A 22884-nucleotide genomic window follows, 5' to 3' on the forward strand; every position below is an offset into this window, starting at 1 on the left:
GTGAAGGGGGACCATGGAGGGGAGGAGTGCGCCGACTCCGGCGCCGTCGGTCACGGCCGCGCCGGCCGGTGCCGTCGCCACGCGCCGACTCGCGTACGTCGACACGCTGCGCGGATTCGCCGCCCTGTGGGTCTTCCTGCTGCACGTCCACGGCTACTGGCTCGGGAACGTGCGACCCCCCAAGCTCTCGGGCGACGGGGTGCTGGTGCGCGTCATGGGCTTCGGTGGCGCAGGCGTCGACATCTTCGTCGTGCTCTCGGGCTTCTGCCTCACGCTGCCCCTGATCCGTGACGGAAGGGTGCGGGACCTCGACCCGCGTCGCTTCTTCCGCCGCCGCGCCTACCGGCTGCTGCCGGCCTACTACGCCGCCGTCCTGCTCGTCATGGGCCTCGAGCTCGTGCCGGCCCTGCGGGAGCGGCTGGTGGGCCGTGACCTCACCGCGTTCGACGGGTTGACGCACCTGACGCTGACCTTCCCGTTCTTCGGCGACACGCTGGGCGCGGTGAACGGCTCCCTCTGGTCGATCTCGCTCGAGGCCACTCTCTACCTGGGCTTCCCGTTGCTGCTGCTCGTCCACCGCCGACACGGCCTGCGCGGCGTCATGGTCACGACTCTCGGCGTGGCTCTCGGGTGGGCGGTGTTCGGGCTGTGGTGGGCCGGGCAGGCCCATCCCGCCGGGCTGGTCCCGTCCACCGACAAGCTCTTCCCGGCGCGCTGGTTCCAGTTCGCCCTCGGCCTGTGGGCCGCCACGCTCGTGCGGTCGCCTCGTGCCGCCCACACCGTCCGCGCCGGGGCGGCACTCCCCGTGGGGCTCGTCCTGGGCCTCACCGGGTATGCCGCCGGGTGGGGTCCGGTCAGCGCGCTGGGTTTCGGGGTCGTCGCGGTGTGTCTGCTCGTGCTGCTGGCCCGCGTGCCCGCCCGGGTGTTCGAGGCGGGCCCGCTGCGCTGGCTCACGGCGCTCGGCGTCATCTCCTACAGCTTCTACCTGCTGCACCAGCCGGTGCTGCTGCTGACGGCGGGCATCGCCCGGGTCGACGAGTGGGGCGTGGGCCTGACGACGCTCGTCGCCCTCGGGGTCGCGGGCACCGCGACGGTGGTCGTGGCCGCCGTCTTCTACCACTACATCGAGAAGCCGTTCCTCGTCCGGGGCAGCATGCGCACGGTCGTCCGCGCGGGCCCGGGCACCCCGGCTAGCGGATCGCGTTGACGACGAGCACCCACGCCACAACCGGCGCGCCCACCGCGAGGATGATCGCGAGCACCCGCAGGGCGGCCGCGTGGGAGTACACCTTCGCGATGACCGCTGCGACGACGCCCACGGCGAAGATGCCGAGCGAGTAGTTGGCGAACCGGGCGCTGAGCTCGACGATCTCGGGCGACTTCGTGATGTTGGCGATCGTCGCGGCCTTGCCGACCGGTCCCCAGGGCGCCGGCAGCGGCACCTGGGCGAGCAGGAACGTCGCCACACCCAGGGCGTCCGTGCGCAGGAAGGAGGTCCGGCGCGCGGAGATCTGGCTGCGGCTGCGGGCCGACGGCACGACCATGGGGGCCGGCGGAGTGAGGGCGCGAGGCAGGGTCAGCAGCAGCCCGGGCAGGCCGGCGAGCGCGGCGATGATGCCGGCATACAGCTTCGGCCGGCCGTCGGAGGCGAACGCGAAGACGGTGACGAGGGGCTCGGTCGCCCTCATGAGGAGCCACACCCAGCCGACGAAGAGCAGTGCCGCGCCGATGACGAGGGGGACGTCCGAGCCGATACGTCGTCTTCGTCCTCCAGGCACGGCCGACAGTGTAAGGGTCGGTCGGACCGAGCCCCGACACCTACACTGGCGCACGTGGAGGGCACCCGCGCACAAGACACCGACCTGTTCGAACGAGACCAGGTCGGTGCCGGTGACGGCTCCGACGGCGGGGGCGGTGACGACGGCTGGGACGGCGGGAGCGGTGACGACGGCCGGCCCAACCGCCGCGAGAAGCGGCGCAACCGCAGGGTGCTGGTCGTCGCGCTCGTGCTCCTGGTGGTCCCGGTGCTCGCCGTCGGCGGCTACCTCGCCTGGCTCAACCACATCGTCACGAACAACGTGAAGCAGGAGCTGCTGCTCCCCGACGCCGCCGACGGCAGCGGTGCCCTGCCCACCGACAAGAACGGCGACGTGGTCGCGCAGCCCGTGGGCAACGGCACCAACTACCTCATCATCGGCAACGACGCCGGGCCCGACCGCGTGGGCGCCCGCTCCGACGTCATGGTGCTCGTCCACGTCCCCGACGACCACTCCGAGGTCACGCTCATCCACTTCCCACGCGACCTCTACGTCTCGATCCCCGGCAGGGGCAAGAACAAGCTCAACGCCGCGTACGCGTTCGGCGGGTCACCGCTGCTCGTGACCACCATGCAGAACCTGCTCGGCATCCGCATCGACCACGTGGCGATGCTCGGCTTCGAGGGCTTCAAGTCGATGACCGACGCCGTCGGCGGCGTCGACGTCAACGTCGCGGAGGCCTCCGAGGGCGACGGCAAGGTGTTCCCGAAGGGCGTCATGCACATGGACGGCGAGACGGCTCTCGTCTTCGTGCGCCAGCGCCACCAGCTGAGCGAGGGCGACATCTCGCGCGGTCAGCGTCAGCTCGCCTTCATCAAGGCGCTCATGCTCAAGACGCTGAGCAAGGACGTGATCACCAACCCGATCCGCCTCAAGGACTTCACCGAGGCCGCCACGAGCAACCTCACCGTCGACCAGAAGCTCGACGTCGGCACCATGCGCTCCGAGGCCTTCGCGATGCGGGGCCTGCGCGGCAGCGACATCCGGTTCATCACCGCCCCCTTCACCGGCTTCGGCACGAGCCCACAGGGCGCGTCGATCGACATCGTCGACGAGGCGAAGATGGACGAGCTCGGCAAGGCCATCCGCGACGACGCCCTCAGCTCCTACACGGACTAGGGGCGCCGTCCCGCACGCGGGCGGCCGGGCGCACGCCTCACGCGAGGCGCCACGCCGTGAGGTCGCCCGAGGCCACCCACGTCTGCTCGCCCGCGACGATCCAGGCGGCCGTGGGCGTCACCGACAGCCCGACCTGGCCCGGCGCCACCGCGTCGGCGCCCACGCAGGCGACCGGGTCGAGACCCTGGTCGGCCGTGACCCGCGCGACCTGCAGGCCCTGACACGCCGCGACGACGCGGACGGCATACGTGCCCAAGGTGCCGCCGCCGACGAGTCGGGTGCCGAGCGCGACCGCCCCCGGGGCGCTGCCGGCGTCGGTCCAGGTGTGGCCGCCGTCGTTCGTGACGACCACCGAGCCGCCGCCGCAGAGCGCCTCGGCCTGGGTGGCCGAGGTGCGGGAGAGGTCGACGACCGTGGCTGTGCCGCAGGGGGCCGCCTTGGGGTCCTTCGGGCTCAGCACGCGGGTCGGCTCGTCGAGCCGGCGCGCCCAGCCGCCGCTCACCGGGGTTGGTGGCTGCCAGCTCTGGCCGGCGTCACGCGTCGCGTACTGCCGGGGCTCGCACTCGGCGCCCGCACCGATGACGAAGGCGCCCCTCTCGCTGAGCAGCTGCACGCGGGCGACGGCGCGAGCCGGCGAGGGCAGGCGGGTCCAGGTCGCGCCACCGTCGGTGGTGACCTCGACGCGGGATCCGCCGGCGACGCACGAGCCCGCCGACGCGCGCCATGCCGTCGACGCGTCGAGGGCCGACACGAGACGTGCCACGGGCACTCCCCCGGGCGTGCCTCCTCCTTGCGTCACGACTGCCGTGCTGGAGGGGGTTGTTGTCGTGGCCGTGCTGGTCGTGACGGACGGGCTCGGTGCGGATGTGTCCGGCGACGTCGTCAGCGTCGTCGGCGTCGTCAGTGTCGTCAGCGACGCGGCGACCTGCGACGTCGCCGGCGCGTCACGGCCGGACCGCAGCGCCATGGCGACGAGCGCGACGTCGACAACGAGAAAGGCCACGAGGCCGGCCGTGGCCACCGGTCTGTGCATCGCTCGAGCTCCCCTCCTGGCAGGTCATCCCCTCCCCCGGGGGACATGCTAGGGGCGAATCGCCTTGTGGGAAGGGGCTCTCCGAGGTTCGCGTCAGATCGCGGGCGGGCGCAGCGCCTCGGCGACCACGCCGACCAGCGACTCGATTTCGTGCGACATCCGGGCATATGCCGCAGACCCGCGCCCGTATGGGTCGTAGATGTCCGATTCATCCGCGGGGCGGGCGCGGTGGAGGCCCCGACGGCCCCGGGCGACGTCGGCGACGACCGCGGCCCAGGGAACGTCCGCCGGTGCCTCACCTGCCGCGGCAGCGAGGTCGGCGCCACGCACGAGGTCGGCGAGCTCGCCGATCGTGAACGTCTTGCGCAGCGCGCGGGGGTGCAGCGCGACGGCGTCACCGCGGTGCTGCTGGGTCGCGGTGACGACGATGTCGGCATCGTCGAGCATCGCCCGCGCCAGCTGCCGCGAGGCGAAGCCGGCGACGTCGGCGCCGACGGCCGAGAGTGCCGCGCTCGACCCGGGCTCGATGTCGGACCCCACGAGGGCGCGGGTGCCGGCGCTCTCGACCACGGCGTCGGTGCCGGCGAGGAGCTGGCGCAGGCGGCGTTCGATGTAGGGCGAGCGGCACACGTTGCCGGTGCAGATGACCAGAACCGTCCCGACGTGGCGGGAGGGTCGGTCTGCCTGCTGGCTCACTTGCCGCTCCGGGCGAGCCGGGCGAGTTCGGCGGCGAACGCCTCGCAGGCCTCGAGCGTGGGCAGCAGCCCCGCCTCGGCGGCCTCCGCGAGCGAGGGGGCGGCGGTGTCCTTCGGCGAGAGCAGCGGCTCGACACCGTCGGGGAGGCGCAGCCCGATGTCGGGGTCGAGCGGGTTGACGCCGTGCTCGGCGCCGGGGTTGTAGGGCGTCGAGCAGAGGTAGTGGGCGGTCGTGCCGTCCTCGAGCGCGCAGAACGCGTGGCCGAGTCCCTCCGCGAGGTAGACGGCGCGGCGATCGACGGCGTCGAGCACCACCGAGTCCCACCGGCCGAAGGTCGGCGAGCCGACGCGCAGGTCGACGACGTAGTCGACGAGGCTGCCCGTGAGGGCCGTGACGTACTTCGCCTGACCGACCGGCACGTCGGCGAAGTGGATGCCGCGCACGGTGCCGCGCGACGACACCGAGACGTTCGTCTGGAGCACCCCGATCGGGTGGCCGACGACCTCGGCCAGCCGGTCGCCGCGGAACGACTCGAGGAAGACACCCCGGTCGTCGGGGAACTGGCGCGGCGTCACCACGAAGGCCCCGGCGATGCGCAGCGGTCGGATGTCCATCAGGTGTCGGTCCTCGGTCTCACGTCTCGTCCCGGCGCTCGGCCAGCAGGCCGTGCAGATAGAGACCGTAGCCGCTCTTGGCGAGCGCCTCGGCATGGCGTCCCAGGGCCTCGTCGTCGAGCCAGCCGTTGCGCCAGGCCACCTCCTCGACGCAGCCGATCTTCTGCCCCTGTCGCGCCTCGACGACGTTGACGAACTGGCTCGCCTCGATGAGGCCCTCGAAGGTGCCGGTGTCGAACCACGCCGTCCCCCGCGGCAGCACGCTGACGTTGAGCGTGCCGCGGCGCAGGTACTCCTCGTTGACCGCGGTGATCTCGAGCTCGCCGCGCTTGCTCGGCGTCAGGCCTCGGGCGATGCCGACGACGTCGTTGTCGTAGAAGTAGAGGCCCGGCACGGCGTAGCTCGACTTCGGGCGCTCCGGCTTCTCCTCGATGGAGACGGCGTGGCCGTCGCGGTCGAACTCCACCACGCCGTATGCCGTGGGGTCGGCGACGCGGTAGGCGAAGATGTGCCCGCCCACGACGTCGTTGTGGTCGGCGAGGCGTGTGCCGAGGCCGGGACCGAAGAAGATGTTGTCGCCGAGCACGAGCGCGACCCTGTCGGAGCCGATGAAGTCGGCGCCGAGGATGAACGCCTGGGCGAGTCCGTCGGGACTCGGCTGGACGGCATACGTGATCGTCATGCCCCACTGCGAGCCGTCACGGAGCAGTCGGCGGAACTGGTCGGCGTCCTCTGCGGTGGTGATGACGAGGACCTCGCGGACGCCCGCCATCATCAGGGTCGACAGCGGGTAGTACACCATCGGCTTGTCGTAGACGGGCATGAGCTGCTTGCTGATGCCGAGCGTGATCGGGTGCAGCCGGCTACCTGTGCCCCCAGCGAGGACGATGCCCTTCATGCTGCGCCAGCGTAGGCGGCCTGCGTGGACACGGGCGAGACCGCTCAGGCCGTCGCGCGCCAGGTGGAGAGGCCCGCATCGGCACGCCAGGTGGACCCGGCCACCGTGAGCCAGCCCGCCGACTCGACGACGCTGACCGAGACGCGCCCACCGGTGACGTCGGCATCGGTCTCGACGCAGGCGACCTTCGACGCGGTGCGGCCCGCGAGGCGCGCGAGCTCGACGCCGCTGCACTGTGCGGTGAGGCGGGCCACGTAGGCGGTCGCGCCGCCCTTCTCGGATCGGACGCTGAGCGCCAGGGCACCGTCGACCGCCGCCGCCTGGCTCCAGCGCGCGCCGCCGTCGGTCGAGCGCATCACCTGGCCTCCGGCACACAGCGCGAAGGCGCTCGACGCGCTCGCCCGGGCGAGGTCGACCACGGTCGCGTTGCCGCAGGGACGCGAGGCCGCCTGCTGCGGCGTGATGACCGTCTGGGGCGAGGCGCCGGCGGGCGCGCGCGACCAGCCGCCGTCGACAGCCCTGGGGCCTCGCCAGGTCACGCCGTCGTCATCCGTCGGGTACTCCCCCACGGCGCAGCCGGTGCGAGCAGCGACGACGAAGCCGCGGCCTTCTTCTCCGACGGGCTGCACACGGCCCAGGGCGCCGGTGGGTGCCTTGCGGGACACCCACGTCTTGCCGCCGTCCGTGGTCATCTGGATCGAGGCACCGCCGTCTGTGCAGGTCCCGAGCGTGGCACGCCACGCCCGGGTCGCGCTGGCCGCCACGACGACCTCGCTCACGGGTTCGGCGGTTGACCGCCTGGTCGGCTCGGCCGTGGGCAGCTCCGTGCCGATCGAGGTGGCTGCTGCGCTCGTGGGAGGGGCGGCTCCGGCCGTGTCCGGTCGGAAGGCGAACGCCACGAGGAAGGCGTCGACGACGAGCAGGGCGAGCAGGCCCGCCAGGGCCAGTCGCCCTGCGGAGTTGTCCGACAGCCAGCGAATCACGGTCGACACTCTACGGACAGGCTGGACGAATGCAGCGCAACTGGGTGCCTCGGCATAGGATGCGCGGGAGGGGCCGTGTCGAAATGTCCGAAGTTCATGCTCAACCGGCGGCCCGATCGACGATGAAAGACGGGGACTGTGGAGCTCCAGGACTACCTCAACGTGATCCGGAAGCGATGGATGATCATCGCAGCGGTCACGCTCGTGACCCTCGGTCTCGCAGCCGCCTACACCGCGCTGACACCGCGCACGTATGCCGCGACGACACAGTTCTTCGTGTCCACCTCGGGCGATGACACGGCTTCATCGCTCGCCCAGGGCAACACGTTCACCCAGGCCCGGGTGAAGTCCTACTCGCAGCTGCTGGAGACGCCCAAGGTGCTGGGCCCGGTCATCAAGCAGCTGGGCCTCAACACGACTCCTGACAAGCTGGCCGACCAGGTGACGTCCACGATCCCGCTCGACACGGTGATCATCGACGTCAACGTGACCAGTGGCTCACCCGACAGCGCCCAGCGCATCGCGGCCGTCGTGGGCGACGTGTTCCCCCAGACGATCCAGGAGCTCGAGCGCAAGGGGCAGCAGGAGAGCCCCGTCAAGGTCACGCTCGTCAAGGAGGCTGCTGCAGACCCGACGCCGGTGAGCCCCAGACCCACTCGCAACCTGGGGCTGGGTCTCGTCCTCGGTCTGCTGCTCGGCTTCGGCGCGGCACTGCTGCGCGACGTGCTCGACAAGTCGGTGAAGTCCCAGCGCGACCTCGAGACCGTCACCGACCGCACCATCCTCGGCGGCATCGCGTTCGACACGGATGCGTCGACCCATCCCCTCATCGTCCAGGTCGACCCGCGCTCTCAGCGCGCCGAGGCCTTCCGGTCGCTGCGCACCAACCTCCAGTTCATCGACGTGGCCAACCCGCCGAAGTCGATCGTCGTCACGTCCTCGTTGCCCGGTGAGGGCAAGTCCACGACCACGGCCAACCTGGCGCTCAGTCTCGCCGAGACGGGCCTGAAGGTCGTCGTCATCGAGGGCGACCTGCGCCGGCCGCGCCTGCTCGACTACCTCGGCTTCGAGGGCTCCGTCGGCCTCACCGACGTCCTGGTGGGCCGGGTCGACGTGGATGATGTCCTGCAGCCGTTCGGCCGCACCGGTCTTCGCCTCTTGGGTGCCGGCCCCATCCCGCCCAACCCGAGCGAGCTGCTCGGCTCGGCGAACATGGAGCAGCTCGTCGCCGACCTCTCCGAGCGCTACGACTACGTCCTCATCGACGCTCCCCCGCTGCTGCCCGTGACCGATGCAGCCGTCCTGAGCACGATCGTCGACGGCGCCCTGGTGGTCGTCGGTGCCGGCGTGGCTCAGCGAGAGCACGTGCGGCGGGCCCTCGAGTCGCTCGAGGCGGTCAACGGCTCCTTGCTCGGCCTGATCCTCAACCGTGTCAAGGTCAAGGACATGGGCAGCGGCTACGGCACCTACGAGTACGACTACCGTCCCGAGAGCGAGCGCCAGCGCGCCAAGGACAAGGGTCCTCGTCGCCAGCGCCGACCCATCGCCGCCGACGACGAAGCTGCGCTCGTCGTGCCCCGCCCGTCGGTGAGCAGTGCACGGTCCAGCACCCCCGAGCCGCTGACTCAGGCGGCTCCGACTCAGTTCGACCGGCTCAGCGCCGGCTGAGTCGCCGAGTCAGCTGCAGGGTCGAGCCGCCAGGCTGAGCGCTGCGCCGAGTCGGCTGGCTCAGCGGCTCGCGCGAGCCGAGCCCGCGACGGCGCCGAGCGCCTGCACGATGGTGCCGAGGAACTCCTCGATGCGCTCGAAGGCGTCTGTGTGCGTCCGCGTGGATGCACCGTAGGGGTCGACGACGTCGATGACGTCGAGGTCCCTGGGTGCCACGGTGCCTCGCGCGGCGGCCGCCTCTGCCGCGACCTGTGGCAGCCATGGCTGTGCCGGGTTGATCGGTCGCCAGGTGGCCGAGGCACGACAGAGGTCGGCGAAGTCGCCGAGGGCGAAGGCTCGGCGCATGGCGGCGGGGTGCAGGCGTGAGACCTGTCCCCGATGGGCGCGGGTCATCGTCAGAACGAGCTCGGCAGAGCCGAGCATCTCCGTGGTGACGCTGCGCGCCCTGAAGCCGGTGACATCCGCGCCGCGCTGGCGCAGGAAGTCGCGGGTCTCGGTCTCGATGTCCGAGCCGACCACAGCTGCGGTGCCTGCGCTGGCGATCTCCACGCCGCCTGCCGGAAGGAGCTGGCGCAACCGGCGTTCGGCGTAGGGCGACCGGCAGATGTTGCCAGTGCACACGAACAAGATGCCTCGGTGGTGAGGGGTGTCCCCGAGCATCGATTCCCCCTGGTCATCGGTATGGCGTACCGCTTGATCCTAAGTGCCCGAGTTGTGACGTTCCTGCGAATCCACGATCGGAGTCGAGAAACTTCAAGAAATCGTAAATTTCTCGGTTCTAGCATCCTTGTGAAGATGGGTCGGCCTGAGACGGTCACACGGACTGACCGGCCCGGCGCCCCATACCTCGGTAGTCCCATCCCGCGTCAGTCCACCTCTGCGGGTCGAGCACGTTGCGACCGTCGATGACTCGAGGCATGGCCACGAGCGACTTGGCGTGGGACGGGTCGATCGCGACGTACTCCTTCCAGGCGGTGAGCAGCATGACGAGCTCCGCTCCGTCGAGGGCCTCGTCGGCCGAGTCGACGATCTGCAGGTCCGGTCGCAGCGCGCGCACCGCGTGTGCGCCCGCCGGGTCGGTGGCCACGACGTTCGCGCCGCGCCCCCAGAGTCGCCCGGCGATGTCCAGCGCCGGGGAGTCCCGCACGTCGTCGCTGTCGGGCTTGAAGGTGAGCCCGAGCACCGCGACCTTGACCCCGACCAGTCGGCCGCCGGCCATGGTGCTGGCCAGCTCGACGGCGTGGTCGCGTCGACGCATGTTGATCGAGTCGACCTCCCGGAGGAAGGTGAGCGACTGGTCGACTCCGAGCTCGCCCGCGCGGGCCATGAAGGCACGAATGTCCTTGGGCAGGCAGCCGCCACCGAAGCCGATGCCGGCCTGCAGGAACTTGGGGCCGATCCGGTCGTCGTGTCCGATGGCCTCCGCCAGGCGTGACACGTCGGCGCCTGCGGCGTCGCAGAGCTCGGCCATCGAGTTGATGAACGAGATCTTCGTCGCGAGGAACGAGTTCGCCGCCACCTTGACGAGCTCGGCCGTCGGGTAGTTGACGAGCAGTCGTGGGATGCCGGCCTCGAGAATGGGGGCGTAGACCTCATCCAGTGCGGTGCGTGCGACCCCGCTCGCGACGCCGTCCTCCGGCAGGCCGTAGACGACCCGGTCGGGCGTGAGGGTGTCCTGCACGGCGAAACCCTCGCGCAGGAACTCGGGGTTCCACACGACGACGGCGTCCAGGCCCGCCTCCGCGACACGGTCTGCGATGGCCTGCGCGGTGCCGACGGGCACCGTCGACTTGCCGACGATCACGAGCGGCCCATCCGACTGGGGCCGGGCGTGCGTGAGGATGTCGTCGACGGCCGTCCAGACGTAGCTGAGGTCGGCTGCATAGCTGCCGCCACGCTGCGGGGTGCCGACGGCGATGAAGTGGACTCGAGCCTCGGCGATGGCCGCCTTGTCCGTCGTGAACGTCAGGTCTCCACTGTCGACGCCCTTGCGGAGCAGGGGCTCCAAGCCGGGCTCGTGGAACGACGGAACCCCGGCCGCGAGCTTGGCCACCTTCTCGGGGTCCACGTCGACGCCCACGACCTCATGGCCGAAGTCAGCCATGCAAGCGGCGTGCACCGCTCCGAGATACCCGCAACCGATGACTGAGATCCTCACGCCCGGCAGCATAGCGAGGGCCGTGTCGCTGCCCGCCTGCCAAGCAACGAACCATTCGTTAGCCTCGCACCATGCGCGTGCTCGTCACCGGCGCCGCCGGGTTCATCGGCTCGAACTTCGTGCTGCGCGCCCGTGCAACCCGGCCAAACTGGAGCGTCACGGCACTCGACGCGATGACGTACGCCGCCAACCGCCAGTCCCTGGCCCCCGTCCTCTCCGACCTCGGCGGTGACGGCTCGGTGGCGCTCGTCGAGGGCTCGGTCGCCGACGCACCCCTCGTCGACCAGCTCGTGGCTGACCATGACGTCGTCGTCCACTTCGCCGCCGAGTCGCACAACGACAACAGCCTTGACAGCCCCTGGCCCTTCGTCGAGAGCAACGTCGTCGGCACCTTCACGCTGCTCGAAGCGATCCGCCGTCACGGCAAGAGGCTGCACCACATCTCCACCGACGAGGTCTACGGGGACCTCAAGCTCGACGACCACGAGCGTTTCACCGAGACCACCCCGGTCAACCCGTCCAGCCCGTACTCCGCGACGAAGGCGGGGGCCGACCTGCTCGTGCGCGCCTGGATCCGGTCGTTCGGCATCCGCGCCACGGTGAGCAACTGCTCGAACAACTACGGCCCTAGGCAGCACGTCGAGAAGTTCATCCCGCGCCAGATCACCAACATCCTCGGCGGCGTTCGGCCCAAGGTCTATGGGTCCGGCCTCAACGTGCGCGACTGGATCCATGTCGACGACCACAACGACGCCGTGATCGCGATCCTCGAGCAGGGCCGACTCGGCGAGACCTACCTCATCGGCGCCGACGGTGAGCACAACAATCTCGAGATCGTCGCCATGCTGCTGCAGCTGACCGGTCGGCCCGGGGACTGGTTCGAACACGTCGGCGACCGACCGGGCCACGACCTGCGGTACGCCATCGACGCGACGAAGCTGCGTCTCGAGACCGACTGGCGGCCGCACTACGGCGACATCCGCGCAGGGCTGGCGGCCACGGTGGAGTGGTACCGCGACAACGAGGACTGGTGGGCGTCCGCCAAGCTCGAGACCGAGCGCACCTACTCGCGCCTTGGCCGATGAGCGACGTCGGCGCCGGGCGCGCACTCGTGACCGGGGCCAGCGGCATGCTCGCGCACGACCTCGTGCCGACGCTTCGCCGCGCCGGCTGGGTCGTCACCGCGCTGGGGCGACCCGACCTCGACGTCACCGATCCCGCTGAGTGCCTCGCGGCCGCCGAGGGTCATGACCTCGTCGTCAACACGGCGGCCTACACCGCGGTGGACGCCGCCGAGACCGACGAGGCTGCGGCCTTCGCCGTGAACGCCGTGGGAGCTGCCAACGTGGCACGGGCCTGCTCCCGAGCCGGGGCCCGCCTCGTGCACATCTCGACCGACTACGTCTTCGACGGCACGGCCGCCGAGCCGTATGCCGTCGACCACCCGGTCGCCCCGCGATCCGCCTATGGGCGCACCAAGGCGGCCGGCGAGTGGGCCGTCCGGGCGCTCTGCCCCACGTCGTGGGTGGTGCGCACCGCTTGGCTCTACGGTGCGGGCGGCCCCAACTTCGTCTCCTCGATGCTGCGGCTGGCCGACGAGCGCGAGACCGTTTCGGTCGTTGACGACCAGGTGGGCCAGCCGACATGGACTGTGGACCTCGCTGACCTCATCGTGCGCCTCGTCGAGGCCGACGCGCCCTACGGCATCCATCACGGCACCTCAGGCGGCCAGACAACCTGGTGCGGGTTCGCGCGAGCCGTCTTCCAACAGAACGGGCTCGACCCCGGTCGGATACGTCCGACAACGACCGAGGCCTATCCGCGACCGGCGCCCCGCCCTGCGTGGAGTGTCTTGGCCCATGACTCCCTGCGCGCGGCGGGGGTTGCTCCGATCGGCGACTGGCGCAGGTCCGTTACAGCCCTCATGGAACAGTGACGGACCCATCACGGCTGGCCTTTACAATCGTCGTGTCCGTTCCCTGCTGTTCTGAGGTTTTGATGCCTGTTCATCCCAGCGCCGATGTTGATGACACCGCTGAGATCGGGGACGGTTCGTCCGTCTGGCACCTGGCGCAAGTGCGCGAGAACGCCCGTCTCGGCGAGAACTGCGTCATCGGACGCGGCGCGTACGTCGGGTCAGGCGTGACGATGGGCGACAACTGCAAGATCCAGAACTATGCGCTCGTCTACGAGCCGGCGGTGCTCGAGGCGGGCGTCTTCGTAGGCCCTGCGGTGGTCTTCACGAACGACCACTATCCGCGCGCCGTGCTGCCCGACGGGTCGCTCAAGTCAGGGCACGACTGGGAGCCGGTTGGCGTGACCGTCCGGGAGGGTGCCTCCGTGGGCGCTCGGTCTGTCTGCGTCGCCCCGGTCACCATCGGGCGCTGGGCGCTCGTCGCCGCCGGATCGGTGGTCACGCAGGACGTGCCTGACTTCGCGCTCGTCGCCGGTGTGCCAGCGCGTCGCCTTCGATGGGTGGGCAAGGCCGGCGTGCCCCTCGTGTCCGAAGGCGGCAGGTGGCGCTGTCCTCACACCGGCGATCACTACATCGAGACCAACGGCGTGCTCGCAGAAGACACCCAACGCACCACCACCGACGACAGCAGGGGATGAACGTGAAGATCACGGTAGTCGGGCTCGGCAAGATCGGCCTTCCACTGGCAGTGCAGTTCGCGTCTCGCGGCCACGACGTGCTGGGCGCCGACGTCAACGCCTCGACGGTGGCGACGATCAACGACGGTCGCGAGCCTTTCCCAGGTGAGGCCCACCTTCAGGAGAAGCTCGCCGAGGTGGTGGCGGCTGGACGACTTACCGCGACGACGGACACCAGCGCCGCGGTCGCCGACAGCGATGCCGTCGTCGTGGTCGTGCCGCTCTTCGTCGACGGCGACGGGATTCCGGACTTCGGGTGGATGGACTCGGCGACCCGCGACATCGCTGCCGGACTGCGCCCGGGCACGCTCGTTGCTTACGAGACCACGCTGCCTGTCGGCACGACGCGTTCGCGGTGGAAGCCCATGCTCGAGGAAGGTTCCGGTCTCGTCGAAGGCGCTGACTTCCACCTCGTCTTCTCTCCCGAGCGGGTCTTGACCGGGCGCGTCTTCGAGGACCTCCGCAAGTACCCGAAGCTGATCGGTGGACTTTCGGAGGCCGGCGCCAAGGCGGCCCGCGACTTCTACGAGTCCGTGCTCGAGTTCGACGACCGGCCCGACCTCGCTCGGGGCAACGGCGTCTGGGACCTGGGCTCCGCGGAGGCGTCGGAGATGGCCAAGCTGGCCGAGACGACGTACCGGGACGTCAACATCGGCCTTGCCAACCAGTTCGGCGCCTTCGCGGCGAAAGCCGGTATCGACGTGTTCCAGGTCATCGAGGCCTCGAACTCTCAGCCGTACAGCCACATCCACCGTCCGGGCATTGCCGTCGGTGGTCACTGCATCCCGGTCTATCCCCGCCTCTACCTGTGGAACGATCCCGACGCGACCGTCGTGCGTGCCGCCCGCGAGGCGAACGCAGCGATGCCTGCCTACACGGTCGGACTCGCCAAGGGAGCGCTAGGCGGGCTCGAGGGGGCCAGGGTAGTGGTGCTCGGCGCTAGCTACCGAGGGGGCGTCAAGGAGACCGCGTTCTCGGGGGTGTTCCCCACAGTCGAAGCGCTCATCGCCGAGGGCGCCGACGTCACGGTGCACGACCCCATGTACGACCGGGCCGAGCTTGCGGAGCTCGGCTTCACCGCGCACGAGCTGGGCACATCGGTGGACGTGGCGATTGTCCAGGCAGACCACGCCGAATACCGCGAGCTGACGGCCGCCGACCTGCCTTCAGCCAGGGTCATCGTTGACGGCCGCAACCTGCTGACCTCGGACGCCTTCCCCGACGCCACCGTGTTGACGGTCGGCAGGGCCTGAAATTCCACCGTTTCTTCGACAGGGAGCACCAATGAACGACTTCATCCCGCCGGCCAAGCCCATCATCGGAGATGAGGAGCGGGAAGCGGTCGACCGGGTCATGCGGTCCGGAATGCTCGCGCAGGGACCGGAGGTCAAGGCCTTCGAGGAGGAGTTCGCAGCGCATTTCGGCCTCGGTCGTGCGTGCGTGGCCGTCAACTCGGGCACGTCCGGCCAGCACCTCGGGCTCCTGTCGTCGGGTGTAAAGGCCGGCGACGAGGTCATCGTTCCGTCGTTCACCTTCGCAGCCACCGCCAACTCGGTGGCGCTCACCGGGGCGACCCCCGTCTTCGCCGACATCGACGCCGACGACTTCTGCCTCTCGCCCGCCGCGATCGAGGCGTCGATCACCGAGCGCACCGTCGGCGTGATGCCCGTTCACCTCTACGGCCACCCGGCAAAGATGGACCAGATCATGGCGATCGCCGACAAGCACGGCATCCAGGTGTTCGAGGATGCGGCCCAGGCTCATGGAGCATCACTCGACGGCACGCCGGTCGGCGCCTTCGGCAGCTTCGCCATGTTCAGCCTCTATCCCACGAAGAACATGACGTCGGGCGAAGGCGGCATGGTCTCGGTCGCCAACTCGGACATCGAGCACCTGATGCGTCTCTATAGGAACCAGGGCATGGAGAAGCAGTACCACAACGAGGTCGTCGGCCTGAACAACCGCATGACCGACATCCACGCTGCGATCGGACGGGTCCAGCTGACGAAGGTCGGCGCCTGGACGAAGCAGCGCCAGGAGAACGCGGCCTTCCTGACCGCCAACCTCGAGGGGGTCGTCACTCCCCCAGTGTCCGAGGGCGCAGTGCACGTCTACCACCAGTACACGGTGCGGGTGCCGCACGACCGCGACGGCCTGGCGGCTGCGCTGCGCGAGGAGCACAACATCGGGTCGGGCATGTTCTATCCCGTTCCCAACCACCGGCTGACGCCGTTCCAGATCGGTGCCGATCTGCCCGAGACCGAGCGTGCTGCCGCCGAGTGCCTGTCGCTGCCGGTGCATCCGTCGCTCTCTGACCACGACCTGGAGCGCATCGTGACGGCCGTGAACGGTCTCGCGAAGGCGGGTGCCTGAGATGGCCGTGCTGCGCGCTGGCCTCATCGGGCTGGGCATGATGGGGCGCCACCATGCCCGGGTGCTGGGCTCCCTCGAGGGCGTGCACCTCGCAGCGGTGGCCGACCCCGCGGGCGATCCGCACGGAGTTGCGGGAGACCGTGAGCTGCTGAACGGTGTTGACGACATCATTCGCGCCGGCGTCGACTACTGCGTCGTGGCCGTGCCGACGATCTACCACGAGGAGATCGGTCTGGCCCTGGCCGCGGCAAGTGTGCACGCGCTCATCGAGAAGCCGCTTGCGCCGGATGTCGACTCTGCAAAGCGCCTCGCTGACGCATTCGAGTCGGCAGGGCTGGTCGGCGCCGTCGGGCACATCGAGCGCTACAACCCGGCACTCCAGAGTGCCCGCGCTCGCATCGAGGCTGGCGAGCTGGGACGCGTCTACCAGGTCACCACCCGCAGGCAAGGACCCTTTCCCGCCCGGATCGCGGACGTCGGAGTTGTGAAGGACCTCGCGACCCACGACATCGACCTCACGGCTTGGGTCACACGCCAGCCCTACGCCCGCATCAGTGCCAATACGGCATTCCGCAGTGGCCGTGAGCACGAGGATCTCGTGGCCGCCACCGGCTTGCTGGCAGATAGCACGGTGACCAACCACCTCGTGAACTGGCTGTCGCCTCTCAAGGAGCGGGTGACGACCATCACCGGTGAGCGTGGAGCCTTTGTGGCCGACACCTTGACAGCTGACCTCACCTTTTTCGCGAACGGCTCGGTCGAGGTGCTGCGTGACGACATTGCCCAGTTCCGCGGCGTGTCGGAGGGAGACATGGTCCGTTACGCCATAGCAAAGCCCGAGCCTCTGAAGGTCGAACACGAGCAGTTCCGCGACGCCGTCCTCGGACGCCGAGCCGACATCGTGACGATGCGTCAGGGGCTTGAGACTGTCAGGGTCGCCGAGGCCTGTATCGAGTCCGCTCAGGCTGGATCGAGCGTCGATCTCGTGCAGGTTGCTCTCCCGCTCTGAGCACCGCTCGACTCATAGCTGCCACGTAGTGAGCGCCTCCACCACGGCGTCTGCTGAGTGCCCGTCACCGTAGGGCGCGGCATCCGTGTCTTGCGGCCGAGCACGCGTGACGCTCCGTTCGATGCCACTCGGTTCGGGGCACAACAGATTCCAACCGAGTTCGATGGTCTCGCCCCACTCTGTTTCTGTGCGGATGGTGGTGCATGGCGTCCGTAGGAGGAACGCTTCCTTCTGAAGGCCGCCAGAATCCGTGATAACCATCTCGGCTCCCCGCACCGCTGCGACCATCGACAGATAGTTCAGAGGGGGGACCACTGTCACGGAGCCCGCCCCGAGATCGACCCCGTGCTGTTGCGCGCGAACGACGAGCCGCGGGTGGGCAGTCAGTACGACTGGTAAGGGCAGCTCCGCAAGAGCGCCGACGATAGCCCGCAGACGTTCTGGCTCGTCGGTGTTCTCAGCCCTGTGCAGGGTGGCCAGGGCGTACTTCTCGAGGCCGTGCTCGCCCATCGGGTTGGCCAACGTCTCCGCCGATCGTGCGGTCTCGAGGCAGACGTCGGTCATGACATCTCCGGTAACCAGGGTGCGCGCGGCAAGTCCTTCCGAACGCAGGTGCGCGGCCGCCCTTTCCGTCGGGGCCAGACACAGGTCCGCCGCGTGATCGGTTAGCACGCGGTTGTGCTCCTCCGGCATTCGGCGGTTGAACGACCTGAGGCCGGCCTCCAGGTGCGCCAGCGGCAGGTGCAGCTTCACTGCAGACAACGCTCCGGCAACCGTGGAGTTCGTGTCCCCATAGACGAGCACCCAATCGGGGCGATGCTCCTCGAGCACACCATCGAGCGCACCGAGCATCGCGCCTGTCTGAACGCCGTGGCTTCCCGAGCCGACGCCGAGGTGGACGTTCGGACTCGGAATCCCGAGATCACGAAAGAAGACGTCGGACATGTTGTCGTCGTAGTGCTGTCCGGTGTGCACGATGACGTGCTCGACGTCGCGTTTCCCCATGGCGCTGGCAACGGGTGCCAACTTCACGAACTGTGGTCGAGCTCCCACGATGCTGAGGACCTTCACAGCGAGCCCGCCTCCTTCTTCGCCGGCATGATCCGATTCGTGTCGGAATGTCGCGCCTCCGCTGGACGCCGTGCCCCGGACACCACGTCATCGAGGAACTTGGCATACCTTTCGGCTACCGCGCTGGTGCTGTAGTGCTCTGAAGCGTGCCTACGTGCCTTGGCGGCCATGACCCTGAGATGCGCCTCATCCATTTGAATGAACGTATCGACTGCGTCAACCATCGACGACGTGACGCCGGGCACCGCGTCGATCGTGGCCCCGGACCCCGTGGTGGGGTTGGGCACCGAGGGGCCCGCATAGAGAATGGGCTTGCCGATGCTCAGGTAATCCACGAGCTTGTTGGGACTCAACCCATACTTGAACACCGGCGCATCGAGAAGATGAAACAAGGCCACATCGCACCCGTCGACGACGCGGAAGGCGTCCGACTTCGACACGTGCCCGGCGAAGATGACATTTCCGTCTCGCGGGAGTCGAGCCTCAAGACCCGCTCGTTCTGGGCCGTCGCCGCAGACCACAAGAGCGGCCCGATCACGAACTCGTCTGTCGAGAAAGGCATCCACAACGGGGCCCAGTCCGTTGGCTCGCCCGATCGTGCCGGCGTAGCAAAAGACGCGGACCCCACTCCGCTGGAAATTTTCGACCTCGGTGAGGACCTCGCCGACCCGCGCAGCCGGCTGCCCCTTCGGACCCTCGAAGGGTGGAGCAGAGTTCGGTGCGTGAAGCGCCCGCCCTAGCTCCATCCCCTTCTCCGTGAAGTACCTGTCGGCCTCGGGGGGCAGGTAGACGAGGCCGCTGGCAACCCGAACCGTCCGCCGCTCCATCAGGTACAGCAGTCGTGTCATGAACGACCCCGGAGGCATGGCCCCCATGTCGACCAGCGTCTGGGGCCACAGGTCGCGTACCTCGTAGACAAACGGAACGCGGCGAATGCGCGCAACCATTGCGGCCGCCACCGCCGCGAACGGATGCGGTGATGAGCCGATCACGACATCAACGCCGCTCAGATACCCACGAGAGCGCAGAACTCGCCACGCGAACTCGAGCATCCCCAAAGCCCTGCCAATGCCGTTGCCCTCGTAGGGCCGGCCCCCGAGGGCTACCAGCGCCGACCGCTGTCCCATCTGGGTTCGCGGAGCCAGCTTGGATTCCGACGTTTGCTCGAAATGATTGAAAGAACTCGCAAGCAGCACCACCTCGTGGCCTGCCAGGTCCCATTCCGAGGCAAGGTCCCAGTGGCGGGTACCGCCCGCGGCGGTCGGCGGAACCGCGTAATGGTTGACGAGTCCGATTCGCATCATGCCCCCGCCGTGCAGAGATCGACGACTTGCGCCATCTGCCGGTTCTGGTTCTCGTATTCCTTCATCAGGTTTCGGTTCTTCCTCGCTGCTGCCTCAGGGATGCGTTCAAGGGCCACCATTGCCGACATGAGCCCGGCTCGAATTGGTTCTCGGATCAAGGTCGCTTCGACGCCGAGGTCCGCAAGCTCCCGGTAGGGCGGAATATCGCTGAGGAGAAGACGCGATCCACATGCCACGGCCTCCAGCACCGTGGTGGAGCGCTGGTCCGAATGGGGCACGGAGACCACGGCGTCGGACGCACGGAGCAGTTCGATGAGCTCCGGCTTCGACACGTACGGCAGCAAGACCTCGGATTCAGAGCGCTTCGAGGTCGACTCGCCGGCCCCCAGCACCACGAGCCGGAGGCCCCCTCGGAGCTCTCGTGCCGCGTCGAAGGCATCTCGCAACTCGTCCGAGCGGTAGGCGGCGCCCGTCCCTCGAGGAGCCAGCACCATGAGCTCCGATTCGCTGATCCCGAGCTGCCGCCGTACCCCCTCGACGGCAGCGCTTCCAGGCGGCAGATCTTCGCTGAGAAGGTCCGGGCTGACACCCCATGAAACCACGGCGAGGTGCCCGGGTCGGACGTCCCACTGGGCTTCGATGGTCTCCGCCATGGAGCCAGAGGTGACCAGCATTAAGTCGGCGCGTGCGATGGCCCGCTGTGCCACCCAGCTCCTGAACCGTCGCCCACGCGCGGCTGCAACTTCACTCCCCCACGGGACGACGACGTTCCTTCGGCCCTTCGGCAGCAAGAGTCCCGCCAACGCGTGAGTACCAAGTGAATGCACGATTGTGATGTCCGGACGCCGCCGGAGCAACCGTTCGCCCACGCCTCTAAGCCCTTGTCGCAAGAGCCCAACGGGTGTCCGCCCACTCACTGAAACAACCTCGACTTCGTGCCCGTGCTCGAGGAAGGCCGAAATCCACAGTTGGGTGTGAACCGAGTGCGTGGGCGCGACGAGACGCACCCGATATTCAGCTTTCATTTGCTCGAAAAGCACATCATCAAGTCCAATCGGAATGGTGATACGACTATAGAAGTCGTTCGTAAACTCGCTCTAGATCCGTCGTGGTGGCAGAAATATCGAACAACTTGATCACGTGTCGTCGAGCTTGCACGCCCATGCGTTCCCGCATTTCCGGATCATCCGCCAAGGCGATGAAGGCCCCTGCGAGTGCATGTGCGTCTTTGACAGGAACTAGCAATCCAGTGGAACCATCTATCACCGAGTCGGTCAGACCGCCGACCTTAGTAGCGGCAACCGGCCGCCGCGCTAGACCAGCCTCAATCACGGTGTACGAGGCTGACTCGCTCGTGGATGGGTTGCTGAGGATGTCCATTGCAGGGAGAAAGTCGGCCATAGAGCTCAGGTGTCCGAGGAACTCGATCTTCACCTCATGATTTTTGGCACGTCGCATCAACGCGTCCTTATAGGAACCCGTGCCAACAAATTCGTCTCCGACCACGAAGAATCTCAGATTTCCGCGAGCACGGTGCGCAATCGCGGCAGCATCGATAAAAGTCTCATGGCCCTTGACTCCCACCTCCCTGAACGACTTCGCTCGGGTGGGATACATGTGCGCCACCATGCCGATCGCAATCTCCCCCGGAGCAAGCCCAAGGGCCGCCCGACAAGATTGCTCATCGGGATTGAAATCGACCGCGTCGGTATCCAGACCATAACGCACAACTTCCACTACGCGCGCACCAAGATCCTGAAAGTCGTTAACAAATGCTGAACAGGAAACCGCAGTAATTCCGTCCAATGGAACCGTGAGGCGCTCGACAGCTCGCAGTGCAGGCATTTCGAGATGCGCATTTCCGGGAACCTGAGAAACCAGACCTGGCATCCTTTTGCTGCGATGTGTGATCAAGCGCGCGAGGAAGTAGGACTTCAGAAGGTGTGCGTGCACCACGTCGAAACGCCCGGACCTCACCAGCGCACGCATCGCGCGATAAGCGTTCACGTGCCGGCGGAAGTCCCTAGGGCGATACCCCCGAAAGGGAATGACGTGAACTGGCACATCAAGCGCACGCATGGCCTCCGCCACGGGCCCCTCGCCAGGAACCACCGCCTCGATTACGTAGCCCCGCTTGACTAGCTCTTTCACCTGAGAAGTGAACCACGAGCCGCCTTCAGCGGTCCCGCATATCTGAAGCACCCTCGTCACAAACACTCTCCCTCTGAAGATTTGGACGTCACACAAACAACTAGGACCAAAACCAAGACAGGGGCAGCGAGCAGTGGTTCACCGAACCAAGAGACGGCGGCTATAGCGACTAAGAATGAGGCCACTCTCGGTGGAATACTCGCCCTTCGCCGCCACAAGAACACAACCGCGCCGACTGCTAATATCAAGGGTAGCGCCAAACCTAGCGATGCTGCCAGCGTCAGGTACGAATTGTGCGCATAAAGGAAGTCCCCAGCGACACCATACTGCCCAAAGGCTGTTGATAGCGAGTGGACGCCCACACCGAGAAGCGGGTTGTCAATAGCAATAGACCATGCCGCATTCCAAAGTTCCACGCGTGCGGCGGACGAGGGATCAAGCCCGCCAGACGAACTCGTATATTCGATGCGCTGCATGACCGACTCGGGCCACGGAATAAACCAAGCAGCTAGCGGCATTGCAAGGAAAAAGCGTCTACGCCCGTGAAGGGCAAGCAGTGCGATGACTGCCAGGGCCCCCGCGACATAGCCGCTGCGGCTAAATGTTACGAGCATGGAAAGGCCAAATATGAGGCACATGCCAACATTAGCAATACTCCTGGGCGAAGAGAGCACCGCATCCAGCCTGTCAATTAACCCGATAATGAAGAGAACCACTAATGAATTTCTACTAAGCCATTCGTCCACGGGCGCCGCCAACGCCCATGAATTACTACCGGAAGCGCCTAGAACCGCACCCCGTTGCACTAGGTACACCACTGCGACTCCGCCCAGTGCAAACACTGCGGCCTTGGCCAGCTCAGAGGCGTCACCCCTCGAACGCAGCCTGAAGTATAAGACCGCCGTCAGCGCGACAAGAGCAAACAACCTCCACATCACACCCATATCCGGCGCAAACGACGTGATGGCCGTCAGAAGTGTGACCGCGACCGAGGCCACCACCCCCAAAGCGAGTGGGGATCGAATCGGACGCGGAACACGCGATTTTCCCCTGCCCCGGATCCAGAATAGAAGAGCCGGCACCCCAAAGGCATAGGTGGCCGCACCCAAAACCACGTTAGGGAAAACCACTTGCGCCACGACTGCAACGAGAAGGGCCTGCTCGAGAGATCGCGTGATGCCGAATGTGGCGAGCACGCCAAGAAACACCACAGACGTCCCCAAGGGGAAAGATTGGTTGACCTGCAGGGCAATCAACATTGAAACGACGACCGCGGTGATACCGAAACTTCTCGCTTTGGCGGATTCAGCTACACCGCTATTGTCGCCCATCATGTCA

22 protein-coding genes are annotated in these 22884 nt (G+C 67.8%); 9 read left to right on the top strand and 13 right to left on the bottom strand.

Going from position 1 to position 22884, the window contains the following annotated elements:
• Positions 1 to 13: 13 nt before the first annotated feature.
• Positions 14 to 1207 (top strand): acyltransferase family protein, encoded by a 1194-nt coding sequence (locus ACFQ2V_RS09425; RefSeq protein WP_386052422.1) that lies wholly within the window; start codon positions 14 to 16, stop codon positions 1205 to 1207.
• Here ACFQ2V_RS09425 and ACFQ2V_RS09430 read toward each other — a convergent pair.
• Positions 1191 to 1778 (bottom strand): hypothetical protein, encoded by a 588-nt coding sequence (locus ACFQ2V_RS09430; protein ID WP_386052423.1) that lies wholly within the window; start codon positions 1776 to 1778, stop codon positions 1191 to 1193. The genes ACFQ2V_RS09425 and ACFQ2V_RS09430 overlap by 17 nt on opposite strands.
• A 54-nt stretch (positions 1779 to 1832) precedes the next feature.
• Here ACFQ2V_RS09430 and ACFQ2V_RS09435 point away from each other — a divergent pair, with 54 nt between their 5' ends.
• On the top strand, positions 1833 to 2936 hold the full coding sequence (locus ACFQ2V_RS09435) for an LCP family protein (RefSeq protein ID WP_386052424.1): 1104 nt from the start codon (positions 1833 to 1835) through the stop codon (positions 2934 to 2936).
• 37 nt (positions 2937 to 2973) lie between these two features.
• Here ACFQ2V_RS09435 and ACFQ2V_RS09440 read toward each other — a convergent pair whose 3' ends face one another.
• The 5 genes from ACFQ2V_RS09440 to ACFQ2V_RS09460 form a co-directional block, all read right to left on the bottom strand.
• Complete coding sequence (locus tag ACFQ2V_RS09440) at positions 2974 to 3939, bottom strand: hypothetical protein (protein ID WP_386052425.1); 966 nt, start codon at positions 3937 to 3939, stop codon at positions 2974 to 2976.
• 123 nt (positions 3940 to 4062) lie between these two features.
• Entirely contained in the window at positions 4063 to 4665 is a 603-nt protein-coding gene (locus ACFQ2V_RS09445; RefSeq protein WP_386052426.1) for an arsenate reductase/protein-tyrosine-phosphatase family protein, read from the bottom strand.
• The gene (locus ACFQ2V_RS09450) at positions 4662 to 5279 is read right to left on the bottom strand and encodes a dTDP-4-dehydrorhamnose 3,5-epimerase family protein (RefSeq protein WP_386052427.1); all 618 of its coding nucleotides are present in this window, start codon (positions 5277 to 5279) and stop codon (positions 4662 to 4664) included. Before ACFQ2V_RS09450 ends, ACFQ2V_RS09445 begins: the two co-directional genes overlap by 4 nt.
• A gap of 19 nt (positions 5280 to 5298) precedes the next feature.
• Positions 5299 to 6177 carry a glucose-1-phosphate thymidylyltransferase RfbA gene (rfbA, locus tag ACFQ2V_RS09455; RefSeq protein WP_386052428.1) on the bottom strand — a complete coding sequence of 293 codons (879 nt, stop codon included), beginning with the start codon at positions 6175 to 6177 and terminating at the stop codon, positions 5299 to 5301.
• Positions 6178 to 6221: 44 nt separating this feature from the next.
• Complete coding sequence (locus ACFQ2V_RS09460) at positions 6222 to 7160, bottom strand: hypothetical protein (protein WP_386052430.1); 939 nt, start codon at positions 7158 to 7160, stop codon at positions 6222 to 6224.
• 138 nt (positions 7161 to 7298) lie between these two features.
• Between ACFQ2V_RS09460 and ACFQ2V_RS09465 the strand changes: the two genes are divergently transcribed.
• Positions 7299 to 8828: a polysaccharide biosynthesis tyrosine autokinase gene (locus tag ACFQ2V_RS09465; RefSeq protein ID WP_386052431.1), complete on the top strand. Its 1530-nt coding sequence runs from the start codon at positions 7299 to 7301 to the stop codon at positions 8826 to 8828.
• Between the two features lie 60 nt (positions 8829 to 8888).
• On the opposite strand, the gene ACFQ2V_RS09470 is transcribed toward ACFQ2V_RS09465, so the two are convergent.
• Positions 8889 to 9449, bottom strand: a complete 561-nt coding sequence (locus ACFQ2V_RS09470; RefSeq protein ID WP_386052432.1) for an arsenate reductase/protein-tyrosine-phosphatase family protein — start codon at positions 9447 to 9449, stop codon at positions 8889 to 8891.
• 193 nt (positions 9450 to 9642) lie between these two features.
• Entirely contained in the window at positions 9643 to 10986 is a 1344-nt protein-coding gene (locus tag ACFQ2V_RS09475) for a UDP-glucose dehydrogenase family protein (protein ID WP_386052433.1), read from the bottom strand.
• Between the two features lie 71 nt (positions 10987 to 11057).
• Here ACFQ2V_RS09475 and rfbB point away from each other — a divergent pair, with 71 nt between their 5' ends.
• The 6 genes from rfbB to ACFQ2V_RS09505 all read left to right on the top strand — a co-directional run bounded on the left by rfbB (position 11058) and on the right by ACFQ2V_RS09505 (position 17020).
• Complete coding sequence (gene rfbB, locus ACFQ2V_RS09480) at positions 11058 to 12071, top strand: dTDP-glucose 4,6-dehydratase (RefSeq protein WP_386052434.1); 1014 nt, start codon at positions 11058 to 11060, stop codon at positions 12069 to 12071.
• Positions 12068 to 12922 (top strand): dTDP-4-dehydrorhamnose reductase, encoded by an 855-nt coding sequence (rfbD, locus tag ACFQ2V_RS09485; RefSeq protein ID WP_386052436.1) that lies wholly within the window; start codon positions 12068 to 12070, stop codon positions 12920 to 12922. The genes rfbB and rfbD overlap by 4 nt, the downstream gene beginning before the upstream one ends.
• Before the next feature lie 62 nt (positions 12923 to 12984).
• Complete coding sequence (locus ACFQ2V_RS09490) at positions 12985 to 13599, top strand: acyltransferase (RefSeq protein WP_386052642.1); 615 nt, start codon at positions 12985 to 12987, stop codon at positions 13597 to 13599.
• Between the two features lie 2 nt (positions 13600 to 13601).
• Positions 13602 to 14891 (top strand): nucleotide sugar dehydrogenase, encoded by a 1290-nt coding sequence (locus tag ACFQ2V_RS09495; RefSeq protein ID WP_386052437.1) that lies wholly within the window; start codon positions 13602 to 13604, stop codon positions 14889 to 14891.
• Positions 14892 to 14922: 31 nt separating this feature from the next.
• Positions 14923 to 16011 carry a DegT/DnrJ/EryC1/StrS family aminotransferase gene (locus ACFQ2V_RS09500; RefSeq protein WP_386052438.1) on the top strand — a complete coding sequence of 363 codons (1089 nt, stop codon included), beginning with the start codon at positions 14923 to 14925 and terminating at the stop codon, positions 16009 to 16011.
• 1 nt (position 16012) lies between these two features.
• A complete protein-coding gene (locus ACFQ2V_RS09505; protein WP_386052439.1) occupies positions 16013 to 17020 on the top strand; it encodes a Gfo/Idh/MocA family protein in 1008 nt (335 codons plus the stop codon).
• A 12-nt stretch (positions 17021 to 17032) separates the two neighbouring features.
• Here the strand turns inward: ACFQ2V_RS09505 and wecB are convergent, their stop codons facing one another.
• From wecB to ACFQ2V_RS09530, 5 genes are read right to left on the bottom strand one after another with little or no spacing between them, the layout of a single operon-like run.
• On the bottom strand, positions 17033 to 18091 hold the full coding sequence (gene wecB / locus ACFQ2V_RS09510) for a non-hydrolyzing UDP-N-acetylglucosamine 2-epimerase (protein WP_386052440.1): 1059 nt from the start codon (positions 18089 to 18091) through the stop codon (positions 17033 to 17035).
• Positions 18088 to 19395, bottom strand: coding sequence for a glycosyltransferase family 4 protein (locus ACFQ2V_RS09515; protein WP_386052441.1), 1308 nt, complete (start codon positions 19393 to 19395; stop codon positions 18088 to 18090). Before ACFQ2V_RS09515 ends, wecB begins: the two co-directional genes overlap by 4 nt.
• Complete coding sequence (locus tag ACFQ2V_RS09520; protein ID WP_386052643.1) at positions 19392 to 20420, bottom strand: glycosyltransferase; 1029 nt, start codon at positions 20418 to 20420, stop codon at positions 19392 to 19394. The genes ACFQ2V_RS09515 and ACFQ2V_RS09520 overlap by 4 nt, the downstream gene beginning before the upstream one ends.
• A 46-nt stretch (positions 20421 to 20466) precedes the next feature.
• Positions 20467 to 21612, bottom strand: a complete 1146-nt coding sequence (locus tag ACFQ2V_RS09525; protein WP_386052442.1) for a glycosyltransferase family 4 protein — start codon at positions 21610 to 21612, stop codon at positions 20467 to 20469.
• Positions 21603 to 22877: an O-antigen ligase family protein gene (locus tag ACFQ2V_RS09530; RefSeq protein ID WP_386052443.1), complete on the bottom strand. Its 1275-nt coding sequence runs from the start codon at positions 22875 to 22877 to the stop codon at positions 21603 to 21605. Before ACFQ2V_RS09530 ends, ACFQ2V_RS09525 begins: the two co-directional genes overlap by 10 nt.
• Positions 22878 to 22884: the final 7 nt, after the last annotated feature.

The sequence above is a fragment of the Terrabacter terrigena genome (genome assembly GCF_042676085.1).
In the GTDB taxonomy this organism is placed as follows: Bacteria; Actinomycetota; Actinomycetes; order Actinomycetales; family Dermatophilaceae; genus Terrabacter; species Terrabacter terrigena.

Coding starts and splice junctions, on each gene's coding strand:
- ACFQ2V_RS09425 (WP_386052422.1), top strand. CDS start 14: ATGGAGGGGAGGAGTGCGCCGACTCCGGCGCCGTCGGTCACGGCCGCG.
- ACFQ2V_RS09450 (WP_386052427.1), bottom strand. CDS start 5,279: ATGGACATCCGACCGCTGCGCATCGCCGGGGCCTTCGTGGTGACGCCG.
- rfbA (WP_386052428.1), bottom strand. CDS start 6,177: ATGAAGGGCATCGTCCTCGCTGGGGGCACAGGTAGCCGGCTGCACCCG.
- rfbB (WP_386052434.1), top strand. CDS start 11,058: ATGCGCGTGCTCGTCACCGGCGCCGCCGGGTTCATCGGCTCGAACTTC.
- rfbD (WP_386052436.1), top strand. CDS start 12,068: ATGAGCGACGTCGGCGCCGGGCGCGCACTCGTGACCGGGGCCAGCGGC.
- ACFQ2V_RS09490 (WP_386052642.1), top strand. CDS start 12,985: ATGCCTGTTCATCCCAGCGCCGATGTTGATGACACCGCTGAGATCGGG.
- ACFQ2V_RS09500 (WP_386052438.1), top strand. CDS start 14,923: ATGAACGACTTCATCCCGCCGGCCAAGCCCATCATCGGAGATGAGGAG.
- ACFQ2V_RS09505 (WP_386052439.1), top strand. CDS start 16,013: ATGGCCGTGCTGCGCGCTGGCCTCATCGGGCTGGGCATGATGGGGCGC.
- ACFQ2V_RS09515 (WP_386052441.1), bottom strand. CDS start 19,395: ATGATGCGAATCGGACTCGTCAACCATTACGCGGTTCCGCCGACCGCC.
- ACFQ2V_RS09520 (WP_386052643.1), bottom strand. CDS start 20,420: ATGAAAGCTGAATATCGGGTGCGTCTCGTCGCGCCCACGCACTCGGTT.
- ACFQ2V_RS09530 (WP_386052443.1), bottom strand. CDS start 22,877: ATGGGCGACAATAGCGGTGTAGCTGAATCCGCCAAAGCGAGAAGTTTC.